Source organism: Luteibacter sp. KNZ12-1A (genome assembly GCF_056755675.1).
In genome coordinates, this window is sequence record NZ_JBPGXU010000009.1 from 1 (window position 1) to 14,622 (window position 14,622).

Consider the following 14,622-nt stretch of genomic DNA (forward strand, 5'->3'; position numbering starts at 1 on the left):
AGATGTGTATAAGAGACAGTCCCTTCGAAATATTCGATATCCCCCCTGTACTCGATGGAAAATAGCTTCCCTGATACACAGAAGACGTGCGCATTCAATGAAAGCCCGACTTCAGGAACCGACACCGTTACCACTGCGATGGAGAACTTATCTTTCCTACTGAATCGAGGCAGAGGCAGATAAGGATTCCTTCCAACACCGCGCATGTCGAAATTTACTTCGAGACCACCCGAAATCCGGCTAATGTTATTGATAGCATCTACCTGTTGATCCCACACATTTCGTTCGGACGGCGGCAGACAAGACGCTATGCAATCTATGATTCTTCGTTCCGACACCGTGAGATGACTACGGAGTTTCGTGCGCTTCGACCAACTCACGCATATCGGAAGTACGACCAAAAAAAGAACCACACTTATGTTGATCTTGAATTCCAAATAATCGGTGATCCACGGCACGCCGACGTACGTTGTCGTGAAGTGAACAAGAAGGGTAGCTGCGGCTGATATCGCGCTGGCAACTACCATGGTCTTTAGGACTTGAACCCCGACCTTCATTGCCTTGCACAACCACAAGACGTCCAGTTCGTCTCGACAACGTTGCTTCGTCCGGCGGTTCCTCCTGCGCCGAGCTCAAGCCCACTTTGCGAGCCGAACGATGGCCGAGACCATGCCCCCGAGTCCTTGGGGCGCGCAAGAATCCTGCCGTTCCCACCAAGCTGAATGCTGGACGCACCGTAACCAGGACCGAATGAAGCTCCGGCGCTCCAAACAGAAAACCAGCCGTTCAATACGCTGGGGTCCAGCCAGTGCCCGGCTTCGTCATACAGGATCAGCCCAGGCGTTCTGCCCGCCTCGGTCCGCACGATACGCTCGTCCGCCGCGTTGTAGCCGTAGCTGACCAGCGGTCGACCCTGCTGACTTGCCGAAGACAAACGACCCGCTGCGTCGTACGCCAACGTCGAGTCGCCGATGGCGATGGTGTTGCCCGCCGCATCATAGCGACGGAGCTTGCCGTCCGTGCTGGACAGGTGGTGACTGGCAGGGTCGTACAGATAGGTTTGTTTGATGCCGTCCACTTCTCCGACCCCACTTTCCATGATTTCCGAGCCGTCTATCGGGTATCGCATGACGTCGATGGCAACGCTCGCTCCGAACAAATCGGTCGAACCGATGGCGACGGATGGAAGATTTTTTCCGGATTGGTTACGGAATTAGTGATGCAATGTCACTAGGACATCACCCACCATGGACTGGTGGCAACCCCATCACCAAGTCCATTGCGATGTCCAAGTCCTCTCGGTCACGAAACCAAAAGTAGACCTCGCTCCGAAATCCGCCATCAAGCGGATAAAATGTGCCAATCACTTTACTGTCCCGATAGACGACGACATCGTTAAAAACGCTATTTCTTATGATTTTCGCCACCCTATCACTCGCGGTTGAACCGAAGACTATCGCAAGTTGATAGCCATTCCCGAATCGAAGTTTTCGAATGATGGCGTAATCAGGAAGCACCTCAACAGCCGAGAATTTTCGCTCCACGCATACCTTATATGCGCTTGTTCCTCGAACATCATCAATCAAACGCTGTTCGACCGTTGCCTTCGATAGATCGCACCGTTTTGCCATCGACAAAGCTGGGATTCGGTAGTGCTTGTTCAATTCATACCTTGAATATTTCAAGTCATCCATATAGATGAGAACCAACACAAGAATGCAGGCAACGAGAACCATCGCCACCATCAACCTCATCGCCTGATGGCCCTTTGCTGAAGTATCCGAGTACCAACCTCTATCCAATCCCAAGGCGTTGCGGATGGTCGCTGAATAGTTGATCCGTTTCTGATTTCAATGGCTTGATCGAGGAAGTTGACTACAGTGCGTGTACAACCTGGATTGGCTCCCGTGAAATCTCTCGATGACGAAAACGCACCGGTTTCTTTGTAGTAGTCCCGCGATGACCAAGTCGGCTCGTCGCGAGTACAGCTATCATTTGTATCCCTATTTGAGGAACAAGAAGCAATGCGAATTCCTTTCAATACCAATGCCATGACCTTGTTGCATCCTCCCCCGTAAGGGACACGACTTGACTCATTGCTTGATCAGCATCTTCTCGACGATCAAAGTAAGCAGCGACCTCTCCGTCGAACTCACTGCCCTCCGATAAAAATCGGGTGAGAAGGGTATCGTTTCTATACATCGCAACGCCTTGCTGGCTCTGCTTGAAGACTTTGGCAATCTTCACGGATTCTTCTTCGCCAAATTGAATGGAAACCACATACGAGCCATCGAACACCGACTTTGTCATGAATACACCGATCGGCTTGATCATCAAAGCGGCCCCCTTTCTCTCTACGCAAACCTGGCTGATAGATAGTTTCTTCCTTTCGTTGATGGCCTTCTTCTCCACCGAAAAATCTCTCATATTGCACGATGAGGAAAAGGATATAGGTGCGGCATCATAGAGCATTCCCATTCGGTAGATTCCTTCCTCGTCACCGGGAGAAAATGCCACGTAAAGAAGGATGAAAGATGCAATCACAGATACGATAACTGCGGACCTATTCACCTTCTTCTAGCCCTACTTTCAAGGAACCTCGTATACGCTTCAATAACATCCCACCCCGATGCAGTGGGCATCGATACACCGCTTTTGCCGCGCCGTTCCATTGCCTTGTCCAGAAAGTCCGTGCGAATACAGGTACAACCGGAATGGGCTTGCGAAAATCCTTCTGTAGAAGGAAATGGTCCAGGCCTCTTGGTGTAGTCGTTCCAGCTGTAAGACGGATTGCTGCGCGAACAGCTATCTCGCACGCAACGCGATTCGGTGCATACCAGGGTGTACTTCAGTTCGACCGCAGAAGGCCATGCACCGGCTGTTTGCTGCATGTAGGCATTCCGCTTCGTCGGAAGGGCCTTCACTCCCTTGCCATAGATACCGCCCAGCCCCGGCGGCTGCTTCCAGCTATGGGCCGACGACACACTCCCCGGCGGAGCCAAACCTTCTGGATCGACAGACCGAAGCGGGTCTCCGTAAACATAGGTATATGGATTGATTCCACCCGCCAATCCAATCGGATCGACCTGGATGTATCGCCCGGCACCCGGGTCGTAATCGCGGTAGTAGTTGTAGTGCAGGCCGGTGAGCGCGTCGTAGCGCTGCCCCGGAAAGCGCAGGTCGAAGACGAAGCGCGCACCATCAGCATCCGGGTCTTCATCGGGCAACGCCGTCCCGAACGGATCGTCACTCGGCCGCCAGCGCCAGAGGGTGACCTTGCGTTCCGGATCGATCACGGCTCTTGGCGACCCAAGGTGATCCGGCTCGACGTAGAGCAGCTTGCCGCCATCCACAAGTCCGACGAGGTAGTCGCCCATCCAGACCGCTTGTCGCGTGACCTTGCCCGTGCTGTCGTAGTCGGCCAGCCAGTGCCCGGCTTCGTCATACAGGATCAGCCCAGGCGCTCTGCCCGCCTCGGTCCGCACGATACGTTCGTCCGCCGCGTTGTAGCCGTAGCTGACCAACAGCCGACCTTGCTCGCTTGCCGAAGACAAACGACCCGCTGCGTCATACGCCAGCGTCGCGTCGCCGATGGCAACGGTGTTGCCCGCCGCATCATAGCGACGGAGCTTGCCGTCCGTGCTGGACAGGTGGTGGTTGGCAGGATCGTACAGATACGTTTGCTTGACGCCTCCGACGGTCATCGACGTACGATCGCCCGTGCTGTTGTAATCGAAACTGCGCAGCGTCTCACCGTCGGTGTTCGCGACGGCGCTCAGGTGCCCTAGACCGTCGTGATCGAAACGAAACGCGTACGCTCGTGCCGTCTGTGATTCGATCTGGCCGGCGGGGGAAAGAGCAAACCAATAGAACGAGTTGTCGGGATCGATACCGCTCCAGGCGGTGACGCGGCCGCTATCGTCTCGCGTAGCACTCAACCGCCAATCGTTTCCGTACCGCCAGCTTTCGATCAGGTCGAAGGGACGGTAGGCGACTGCCGTGATGAGGTCGACCCGGACGCCGTTGGCCGGCGCGACGGCGACACCGGAAACAGAACCGTCCTTGTCGTACTGGTACGTGGTACGCGATCCGCCCTCGATGGAGACTTCCTCCAGGCGACCAGCGAGCGAGTAGCGGTAGGCCACCGTCTTGGCAGTGGTGCCCCAGGACTGGATCTTCCGCGTCACGTTGCCGGGGGCGTCATAGCAATACACGGTTCGGCTGCTCGCCTGGGTCATGGCAGACAGGCGGCCCGTGGCATGACGTTCGCCCGCCGGACAAGCGCTATCCGCTGTGTCGTAGACGTAACGCGTGTCGAGCGCGGCGTCACCGTAGCGCAATAGCGTAGGCCGACCTAGCGCATCGCGCGTTATATCGAAGCTGCCGAGGCCGCCCGAACCTTCATGACGAATGAGTAGCCCGGCAACATCGTGCTCGTCGGTCGACTCGCCGCCGTCAGGGCTATCAGTGCTGCCGACATCGCCCAGGCCGGTGGCGAGATAATGTGTCGTCAGGCCCTTCGGATCCTCGATCGACGTCAACTGGTCGAGCGGGTCGTAGGAAGCCTTGGTGCTGGCACCCACGCCTCCGACATCCTGAATGGATTCGCGCAGGCGCCCGAGGGCGTCATAACTGCTCGTATCGTGGCGACCGTCGGCGTCCGTGACGCCGGTGGGTCGGCCGCGTTCGTCGTAGGTGTATCGGGTAACCGCATTGTTGGCGTGGGTCTCCGTCTCGACGCGACCCAGCGCATCGAACGTGCGCTTGACCTGTGTCTTGAGGAACATGGTGTCGTACCCCTCCTCCGCGATCCGGTTTCCCGCTGCATCGAGGGTGAAGCGCAAGCGATGGTTCGAGGGATTTGCGACCTGGATCAATCGGCCGGCGGCGTCATATTCGAAGCGCAGGGTGATGCCATCCGCATCCGTCACCGAGGCGATATCGCCGCGCGGCGTATAGGTCAACGTGGTACTGGCAATCGTGCCGTTGGGGCGAGTTTCCTTCGCCTCCGTCATCCATCCTCGCGGCGAATACGCATAGGTAAACACGATGCCTTGCACGTCGCGCCGGGAGTGCACGCGGCCGCTTGGGTCATAAGCCAGGATTTCCTCGGCATGACCCAGGGCATCCTCGCTCTTCCATAGATCGCCCTTGCGATAGTCGCAGGCGCCTTGCACACAGTTCGGGGCGTCGGCGCCACGATAGGTATGGCGCGCCAACGTTCCCAGCTTGCCGGTATCACTACGGGGACCTTCCTCATGGGTCAGGCGTCCCTCGGCGTCATACGCCATGCGCCACGCCCGAGACAAGGTGAGCGGCGCGCCCGGCTGGCTCGGGTCGATGGCACCCCAGGCTTCGCGGGCGGTGATGTTGCCCGAGGCGTCGTAAGTGAAGCGTTCTTCCCTGCCGGGCCAGGTGATCCGCGTCGGCTTCCGGAGCACCGCATCCCATACCGTGTTCGTCCGCCGGGCGGCTGGCGTACCCGCCGCCTCGGTGCGTTCGATCTCGTTGCCCTCCATGTCGTAGCGAAAGATGGTCGTCCGACCGTCGAAGTTGGTACGGCTCGATACGAGGCCATTGCCGTCGTACTCGATTTTCGAGTTCGCGGCGCCGCAGCCTGCGCCACCCGGCTGATCGACCCCGACGAGCCTTCGTACGCCACGTACTTCGGTGAAGTGATAACGGTGCACCGCCTTCGTCGGGCCGGTGACGACTACGCTACCGTCGGCTTCGCGGGTCAGTTGCACCCCGTCGATGCCGTCGGCATGCTCGCTGCGAACGGCACGACCATCGCGGTCGTATCGAAAGATCGCAAAGCGCTGTTTGGTCTCGTCGTAGATCGATGTAAGTGCGTGAGGCAGATTCGCACCGTCCTGGAAGACGGCTTCGTTGTAGTAATACTCGTGCAACGAACCGTCGGCATAGGTGGCCGTAGCGAGGTCGGCCTCAAGGCCCTTGCCGTCCGTCTCGCGATATTTATAGGTGACCGCTACCCCGGAGCCGTCGCTTACGGTGGCGATGCGGCCCGCACTGTCGTAGACGAAGGTGAGCTTACGGCCTTGCAGATCGACGGCTTCCAGCAAGGACGGGCCATAGGTAAACCGGACATGGCGATCGGTACCCGCATCGATCGCCACGAGGCGGCCGTCGGCGTCGTAGCTTTCGGTCTCACCGCCACCGGCACGATACGTCCAGCCCGCGCCTTCGCGAAACAGTTGGCCACGGGGGTCGGCGACGCTCTGGAGACGACCGTCCACCTCGGAGAAGTCGAGGCGTTCGCCCGTGTGTCGCTGCAACCTCACCAAGCTGTCGGTCCCGCTGTCAACGAGGGCCAGGGAACGGTCGTACGTGCCACGCCAACGACTACCCAGATGGGCAGTGTCGGGAACGGTCGCCTTGTCAGCTCCACCGTCTTCCGCGTCACCGACGATGCCGCTGTTGTAGTAGCGCGACCAAGTCAGTGGTGAGCCACCAGTCGCGGCGATGTCGACGACTTCCTGGTACTTGTTATTGAGGCCGACATTGATGGGGTTGCCGACGCTGGGGCGGGTTTCGCAGTCGCCGGGGCCGAGATCGGATTGATGAACGGTGCCCAATTGCGGATCGAGTTCGTATCGGCAGACGATATTGCCCCAACCGCCGCCTACTGCCATGTACCGGTTGGCATAAGGCCCCCAACTCTGGTCGCCTCTTACTACGTAAAGAGCCGGAGGACTGTCGCACGTGTAGTAGCGATAGCCTTGGGCTGACGCCGACCAGTGTTCGCCGCTGGCATTCGTATAATTAAAGTCTGCGATGTAGATGGATCCAAGGAACCAGATCTTTGTTATCCGACAATCCGTTAAAGCGTCGTCTTCGCATAAATTCGCTGTCTGTTTTGCGGCAGCGACGGTGACGTCCGTATAGAACTCCGACGGCGAACCCTTCTTCGTAACCTGGTACTCGTGGTATGGCTCCACATCGGTGGCCATCGCTCCCCACGCCGCCACAGACAGCAGCAGCGCACACGGCGCGCCCATCACAATCCTTCGCATGAAACCATCCAACGTGTACTTCGGGAGCGCGAGTCTAGGTAGGGGATGACCCGCCGTCTGTCATCCCGGCGCAGATGGCGGGATTTTTCAGAAAAATTCTATTTCCGCCCTCGGGAGAGGGCTTGGCAAGACCATCGCCGACAGGGTCGGCTCCCACAATCGCGGGACCATACCAGTTAACCTGATCCCAATTCCCAAGCGCCGCAGGCGGCAAAACCACCGTCTCGGGCGTCTAGCCGTCCAAATGTCCTAGGAATAAAGTTTCTTCCGAAAGTGTTGACACGCTCCAACGACCTGACATACGGTCGACTACATGACGCAGCGCAACACCCATGGCCGCTTTGCCCTGAACCGACTTACGTCGGTCGGCGGCAAGCTGCGTCCCGGCAGCGGCCTCCTTCTTCTTAGCCTTGTACTTATTACCTGCGGAGGTGCGGGCTGAGGGCAAGTGTCCAGGTGAAACAAGAAAGAACCTGAAGACTCCCAAAGAACCCCGCACCCGGTAACGGATGCGGGGTTTTTTATTGCCCGGCCCGCCTCATTCACGAGCGGAGCCAGACATGAATCCAGCAAACCAGGGCAGCACCGACGCCGTCGAAAGCGACGTAGGCGGGCGCGTGCGCATCTTCGACACCACCTTGCGTGACGGCGAGCAGGCCCCCGGCTTCTCGATGGACCGTCGCGCCAAGATGCGCATGGCGCATGCCCTGGAGGAATTGGGCGTCGACATCATCGAGGCCGGCTTTCCGCAGGCCTCGCCCGACGATTTCGCCGCGGTGGCGGAGATCGCGAGGACGTTGAAGACACCCACGATCGCCGCGCTGGCCCGATGTCAGAATGCCGACATAGACAGCGCGGGCAGGGCCCTGCAAGGCGCCAGGCACTCACGGATCCACCTGTTCCTCTCGACCTCTCCCCTGCATCGCGAACACAAGCTGGGCAAGAGCAAGCAAGAAGTCATCGATATCGCCGCCGCCGCGATATACAGGGCCAAGGCCCTCGCCCACGAAGTCGAATTCTCCGCCGAAGACGCCCTGCGTACCGAGCCGGAATACCTCGCCGAGATCTTCTCGGTCGCCGTCGAAGCCGGCGCCAGCGTGCTCAACGCGCCCGACACCGTCGGTTATGTCACCCCCTCCGAAATCACCGAGATGTTCCAGTACCTGCGCAAGCATGTGCGCGGAGCGGACAAGGTCGTGTTCTCGGCGCATTGCCACGACGACCTCGGCATGGCCGTGGCGAACAGCCTGGCCGCCGTCGGCGCCGGCGCGCGCCAGGTGGAGTGCACGATCAATGGCATCGGCGAGCGCGCGGGCAATGCGGCGCTGGAGGAAGTGGTGATGGCGCTGCACACGCGCCGGCCGCTGTTCCGCGTGGACACCGGCATCGTCACCCGGCACCTGTACCCCACCTCGCGCCTGCTCGCCGAGGTGACCGGTCAGCCGGTGCCACGCAACAAGGCCATCGTCGGCGACAACGCGTTCGCGCATGAGTCGGGCATCCACCAGCACGGCATGCTCAAGCACCGCGGCACCTACGAAATCATGCGGCCCCAGGACGTGGGCGCGAAGACGTCACTGGTCCTGGGCAAGCACTCCGGACGCCACGCGCTGCGCCAGCGCCTGGTCGAGCTCGGCCACGAGGTCGACGAGCCGACGCTCGACGCTGTCTTCGAAAGCTTCAAAACCCTGACAGACAAGCAGCGCTCGATCACCAACGATGACATCACGACGCTGATGGACATGCATCGAAACACCACCCGGACCGCGGCCGTCGCGGTCGAGTCCTGAAGGAGAACCCATGGAAGCCCCGACCCATCTCTGGCACAACGGTCGCATCAAGACCTGGGCCGACGCCACCGTCCACGTCGGCGCGCATGCGCTGCACTATGGTTCCTCCGTGTTCGAGGGCGTGCGGGTATACGCCACGCCCGACGGCCCGCGCTACTTCCGCCTGGAAGAGCACACCGAGCGCCTGTTCCATTCCGCGCGCGTCTACGACTTGGTAATGCCATACGACGCCGCCACGATCAATCGCGCCTGCCGCGAAGTCATCGTCGCCAACGGGCTCACCTCCGCCTACGTGCGCCCGATCGTCTTCCGCAGCGGCTTCACCTTCAGCCTCGCGCCTTCGCTGGACACGGCGGTAGACGTGGCTGTCATCGCCCTGCCCTGGGGCGCCTACCACGGCGCCGAGGCGATCGAGAAAGGCGTCGACGTGTGCGTGTCCTCGTGGAACCGTGCCGCGCCGAACACCTACCCGAGCGGCGCGAAGGCCGGCGGCAATTACCTCAATAGCCAGCTGATCGCCCGTGAAGCGATCAATGGCGGCTTCGCGGAAGGCATCGCGCTGGGAACCGACGGCTTGTTGAGCGAAGGCGCGGGCGAGAACCTGTTCATCGTGCGCAAGGGCGTCATCTACACGCCGCCCGCCGCCTCGTCGATCCTGTGCGGGATCACCCGCGATTCCGTGCTGACGCTGGCCCGCGAGCGCGGCTACGACGTGGTGGAGCAGTCGCTGCCACGCGAGATGCTGTATTTCGCCGACGAGGTCTTCATGACCGGTACCGCCGCGGAAGTGACCGCCGTGCGTTCGGTCGACCGCAAGCCCGTGGGCAGCGGTCGTCCGGGACCGGTCACCCGCCAGTTGCAGGAGGATTTCTTCGGTCTGTTCGACGGCCGTACGGAAGACCGTTGGGGCTGGCTCACGCCCGTCGAAGACGCCGTCGCCGGGAGGGTCGCGGCATGAGCGCACGTACCCTGTTCGACAAGCTGTGGGACGCGCACCAGGTGCGCGCGGAGACCGAGACCACGCCCGGCGTGCTGTACATCGACCTGCACATGGTCCACGAGGTCACGTCGCCGCAGGCCTTCGACGAACTGCGCAACCGCGGCCTGAAGGTACGCCGCCCCGACCGCACGCTGGCCACCCTGGACCACTCGACACCCACCCTGCCGCCGGATGCGCAAGGCAAGCGTCCGTACTACACGAAGGAAGCCGAGGCGCAGGTCGCCAAACTGGAAGCGAACGTGCGCGAGTTCGGCATCGACCTGATGGGCTGGGATAGCCCGCAGCGCGGCATCGTGCACGTGGCGGGCCCCGAGGTCGGCGCGACCCAGCCCGGCATGACCATCGTCTGCGGCGACAGCCACACGGCCACGCACGGGGCCTTCGGCGCGCTGGCCTTCGGCATCGGCACCACCGAGGTCGGACACGTGCTGGCCACGCAGTGCCTGCTCCAGCGCAAGCCGAAATCCTTCGCCATCCATGTCGACGGAAGGCTGCAGGCCGGGGTCACGGCGAAGGACCTGATCCTGCACGTCATCGGCAAGATCGGCATCGGCGGCGGCACGGGCCACGTGCTCGAGTACACCGGCGAGGCGATCCGCGCGCTGTCGATGGAAGAGCGCATGACGGTGTGCAACATGTCGATCGAAGCGGGCGCGCGCGCCGGGTTGATCGCGCCGGATGAAACCACTTTCGCCTGGCTGGAAGGACGCGACCGCGTACCGAAGGGCGAGGCCTGGGACCGCGCCGTCGCCTACTGGCGCACCCTGCCCACGGACGAAGGCGCCACGTACGACCGCGAAGTCCGCATCGACGCGTCGGCGATCCAGCCATCGGTGACCTACGGCACGCATCCCGGCATGGTCGTCGGCATCCACGCGCCCGTTCCCGCCGCCGCGGACGCGGTGGAACAGCGCGCGCTCGACTACATGCAGGTGACGGCGGGCAAGCCGATGGCGGGTGAAAGCGTCGATGTCGTCTTCATCGGCAGCTGCACCAATGGGCGCCTGTCCGACCTGCGCGCGGCCGCGGGAATCATGCGTGGCCGCCGTGTCGCCGCCGGCGTGCGCATGCTGGTGGTGCCCGGTTCCGAGCAGGTGCGACGCGATGCGGAAAGCGAAGGCCTGCACGAGGTCTTCCGCGCCGCCGGTGCCGAGTGGCGCCAGTCGGGCTGCTCGATGTGCATCGCCATGAACGGCGACCTCGCCCAGCCGGGCCAGCTCGTCGTCGCCACCAGCAACCGCAACTTCGAGGGCCGCCAGGGCAAGGGCGCACGCACCGTGCTGGCCAGCCCCCTGGTCGCCGCCGCCTCGGCCATCGCCGGGCGCGTCGCCGATCCTCGCGAATACATGAACCAGGAAGTCGCCGCATGAGCCAGACCAGCCGCCCGCTCGCCTACGTGCATTCACGCACCGCGGTGTTGCGCAACGAAAACATCGACACCGACCGGATCATCCCCGCGCGTTTCCTCACCACGACCGAACGCACCGGCCTGGGCAAGCATTGCTTCGAGGACTGGCGCTACGCCGCCGACGGCAGTGACGACCCCGCGTTCCCGCTGAACCAGCCAAAGGCCCGCGGATGCGCGATCCTCGTCGCCGGCCGCAACTTCGGCTGCGGGTCCTCGCGCGAGCACGCACCCTGGGCACTGCTGGACTACGGCATCCAGGCGGTGATCTCCAGCGAGATCGCGGACATCTTCCGTGGCAACTCGCTCAAGAACGGCCTGCTCGCCATCGTCGTGAGCGAAGCGGAGCACCGCTGGCTGCTCGACAACCCCGGCGTCGAACTGCGCATCGACATCGCCGAGGGCACGATCCGCCTGCCCGATGGTGGCAGCGTCCGCTTCGACCTCGATGCCTTCTCGCGCCACTGCCTGTTGAACGGCGTGGACCAGCTGGGCTTCCTGCTCCAGCAGGAAGCCGATATCGCGGCATTCGAATCCCGCATGGAGGAAGCCGCATGAAGGCCTCGATCGTCGTATTGCCCGGAGACGGCATCGGCCCGGAAGTCGCATCGGCTGGCGTCGCCGTATTGCGCCAGGTGGCCGAACGCTTCGGCCACGAGTTCACGTTCACCGAGCATGCCATCGGTGGCGACGCCATCGACCGCTTCGGCGACCCACTGCCCGCGCAGACGCGCGAGGCGTTGATCGCCGCCGATGCCGTCCTGCTCGGCGCGGTCGGTGGACCGAAGTGGTCGGACCCGAACGCCACCGTGCGTCCGGAACAGGGCCTGCTGGCGATGCGCAAGCTGTTGGGCGTGTTCGCCAACGTGCGCCCGCTGAAACTGCACCCGCGCACGGCGGCGCTGTCGCCGCTGAAGCCGGAACGCACGAAGGGTGTCGACCTGGTCTTCATCCGTGAACTCACCGGCGGCATCTATTTCGGCGCAAAGACGCGCAGCGAGACCGACGCCACCGACGAATGCCGTTACACCGTCGAGGAAATCGAACGCGTCGTGCGTCATGCCTTCGAACTGGCACGCACGCGCAAGAAGAAGGTCACCTCCGTCGACAAGGCGAACGTACTGGAAACCTCGCGCCTGTGGCGCTCGGTGGCGACGCGCGTCGCCGCGGACTACCCGGACGTGGAACTGGAACACCAACTGGTGGATTCCATGGCGATGCACCTGCTGACCCGGCCGGCCGACTACGACGTGATCGTCACCGAGAACATGTTCGGCGACATCCTCACCGACGAGGCGTCGGTGCTGGCCGGCTCGCTGGGCCTGTCCCCTTCCGCGTCGATCGGTGGGCCCGGCGCCGGGGTGTACGAACCGATCCACGGCTCGGCGCCGGATATCGCCGGCCAGTCGCTGGCCAACCCGCTCGGCACGATTCTCTCCGCCGCCATGCTGCTGCGTCATTCGCTCGGCCTGCCCGATGAAGCCGCCGTGGTCGAGACCGCGGTGGATCACGTGCTGGAGCACGGCAACCTCACCCGCGATCTCGGCGGCAATGCCACCACGCATGCCGTGACCCGCGCCGTCCTCGACGCCTGCAACGCGAAAGCGGAGGCCGCATGAACACGAAGAAGATCCCGATCCGCACGCTGCGCAGCGATGCGATCAAGACCGGTCCGGACCGCGCGCCCGCACGCGCGATGCTGCGCGCCACCGGCCTCGACGACGACGCCATCGCACGGCCGATGGTGGCCATCGTGCATAGCTGGTCCAACGTCTCGCCGTGCAACCTCAACCTGCGCGATCTTGCCGAGGCCGCCGCCGAAGGCGTGCGCGCCGCCGGCGGTACGCCGGTGGAGTTCAACACCATCGCCGTCACCGACGGCATCGCCATGGGCACGTCGGGCATGCGTTCGTCGCTGGTCAGTCGCGAGCTGATCGCCGACTCGATCGAGTTGGCCGTCGACGGGCATTGCCTGGATGCGATGGTCGTACTGTGCGGCTGCGACAAGACCATCCCCGCCGCCGCGATGGCGCTGGCCCGGCTCAACATTCCCGGCGTCGCCCTGTATGGCGGCAGCATCGCGCACGGCAACCGCAACGGGTGCCCGATCACGGTGCAGGAAGTGTTCGAGGCCGTAGGTGCCCACGGCGCTGGCAAGATCGACGATGCCGAGCTGGACGATGTCGAGCGTCATGCCTGTCCCGGTGCCGGTGCCTGCGGTGGCCAGTTCACCGCCAACACGATGGCCATGGTGTTGACGACCCTGGGCCTCTCGCCCATGGGCCTCAACGACGTGCCGGCCACGGACCCCGCCAAGCGCGATGCCGCGTTCCGCTGCGGCGAACTGGCCATGGCGTGCCTGGAGGCGAACCTGCGCCCGCGCGACGTGATGAACCGCGCCGCCTTCGACAACGCCGCGCGCATGGTCGCCGCCACCGCCGGCTCCACCAATGCCGTGCTGCACCTGCTGGCCATCGCCAACGAGGCGCGCGTGCCGCTGTCGATCGAGGACTTCGAGCCGGCTTCCGCGCATACGCCGGTGATCGCCGACCTGAAGCCGGGCGGCCGTTACAGCGCGGTCGAACTCACCGCCGCCGGCGGAACGGCGATTGTCGCCCGCGAGTTGCGCAAGGCCGCCCTGATCGCCGACACGCCGACCGTCACCGGCCGCACCCTGTTCGAAGAACTGGACGCGGCACCGGCGGCCACCGAGGGCCAGCAGGTCGTCCGTCCGGTCGACAACGCGTTCAAGCCGCGCGGCGGCTACAGCATCCTCTACGGCAATCTCTCCCCGGAAGGCTGCATCCTCAAGCTCGCCGGTCACGGACGCACGAGCCATGCGGGCCCGGCACGCGTCTTCGAAAGCGAAGAGGACGCCTTCGCCGCCGTGCAGGCCGGGCGCATCCGCGCCGGCGACGTGATGGTGATCCGCAACGAAGGCCCCGCCGGCGGTCCGGGCATGCGCGAGATGCTGGCGGTGACGGCGGCGCTCGTCGGCCGGGGTCTCGGCAACGACGTGGCCCTGATCACCGATGGCCGCTTCAGTGGCGCGACGCACGGCTTCATGGTCGGCCACGTCGCACCGGAAGCCGCGCGCGGCGGACCGATCGGCTTGTTGCGCGAAGGCGACGCGATCTTCATCGATGCCGCCACGCGCGAACTGCGCACCGACGCCGACCTGGCCTCGCGGCGCACGGCATGGCGTCCCTCCGCGCCGAAGGTGACCCGCGGCGTGCTCGCCAAGTACGCGCGCCTGGTCGGTTCGGCGGCGGAGGGCGCCGTGACCCAGGCCTTCGACGACACACCCGCTACGGCCGGCCGTGTCCGCCGCGAAATCGAAGACGAAGACATGACCCAGGAACTGATCGGCAACTGATCCCCGCTTTTATTTCG

General features: G+C 63.0%; 11 protein-coding genes. 6 read left to right on the forward strand and 5 right to left on the reverse strand.

The features are described from left to right. From ACR9ZJ_RS03745 to ACR9ZJ_RS03765, 5 genes are all read right to left on the reverse strand, one after another. A partial coding sequence (locus tag ACR9ZJ_RS03745) for a hypothetical protein (RefSeq protein WP_481286918.1) occupies nt 1-278 on the reverse strand: 278 nt, incomplete at its 3' end. Between the two features lie 275 nt (nt 279-553). Beyond that, nucleotides 554-1,159 carry a hypothetical protein gene (locus tag ACR9ZJ_RS03750; protein WP_481286919.1) on the reverse strand — a complete coding sequence of 202 codons (606 nt, stop codon included), beginning with the start codon at nt 1,157-1,159 and terminating at the stop codon, nt 554-556. A gap of 79 nt (nt 1,160-1,238) precedes the next feature. Further along, on the reverse strand, nt 1,239-1,745 hold the full coding sequence (locus ACR9ZJ_RS03755) for a hypothetical protein (RefSeq protein WP_481286920.1): 507 nt from the start codon (nt 1,743-1,745) through the stop codon (nt 1,239-1,241). A 292-nt stretch (nt 1,746-2,037) separates the two neighbouring features. Then, entirely contained in the window at nt 2,038-2,478 is a 441-nt protein-coding gene (locus ACR9ZJ_RS03760; protein ID WP_481286921.1) for a hypothetical protein, read from the reverse strand. A gap of 89 nt (nt 2,479-2,567) precedes the next feature. Next, nucleotides 2,568-7,034: an RHS repeat-associated core domain-containing protein gene (locus ACR9ZJ_RS03765; protein WP_481286922.1), complete on the reverse strand. Its 4,467-nt coding sequence runs from the start codon at nt 7,032-7,034 to the stop codon at nt 2,568-2,570. Nucleotides 7,035-7,594: 560 nt separating this feature from the next. On the opposite strand from ACR9ZJ_RS03765, the gene ACR9ZJ_RS03770 reads away from it, so the two are divergent. From ACR9ZJ_RS03770 to ilvD, 6 genes are read left to right on the forward strand one after another with little or no spacing between them, the layout of a single operon-like run. Then, complete coding sequence (locus ACR9ZJ_RS03770; protein ID WP_481286923.1) at nt 7,595-8,824, forward strand: 2-isopropylmalate synthase; 1,230 nt, start codon at nt 7,595-7,597, stop codon at nt 8,822-8,824. A gap of 10 nt (nt 8,825-8,834) precedes the next feature. Continuing rightward, nucleotides 8,835-9,782 (forward strand): branched-chain amino acid transaminase, encoded by a 948-nt coding sequence (locus tag ACR9ZJ_RS03775; RefSeq protein ID WP_429198851.1) that lies wholly within the window; start codon nt 8,835-8,837, stop codon nt 9,780-9,782. Further along, entirely contained in the window at nt 9,779-11,194 is a 1,416-nt protein-coding gene (gene leuC, locus ACR9ZJ_RS03780; RefSeq protein WP_481282264.1) for a 3-isopropylmalate dehydratase large subunit, read from the forward strand. Before ACR9ZJ_RS03775 ends, leuC begins: the two co-directional genes overlap by 4 nt. After that, nucleotides 11,191-11,787 (forward strand): 3-isopropylmalate dehydratase small subunit, encoded by a 597-nt coding sequence (gene leuD / locus ACR9ZJ_RS03785; protein WP_481282263.1) that lies wholly within the window; start codon nt 11,191-11,193, stop codon nt 11,785-11,787. Before leuC ends, leuD begins: the two co-directional genes overlap by 4 nt. Next, nucleotides 11,784-12,848: a 3-isopropylmalate dehydrogenase gene (gene leuB, locus ACR9ZJ_RS03790; protein ID WP_481286924.1), complete on the forward strand. Its 1,065-nt coding sequence runs from the start codon at nt 11,784-11,786 to the stop codon at nt 12,846-12,848. Before leuD ends, leuB begins: the two co-directional genes overlap by 4 nt. Continuing rightward, on the forward strand, nt 12,845-14,605 hold the full coding sequence (gene ilvD, locus ACR9ZJ_RS03795) for a dihydroxy-acid dehydratase (RefSeq protein WP_481282261.1): 1,761 nt from the start codon (nt 12,845-12,847) through the stop codon (nt 14,603-14,605). The genes leuB and ilvD overlap by 4 nt, the downstream gene beginning before the upstream one ends. Nucleotides 14,606-14,622 lie beyond the last annotated feature (17 nt).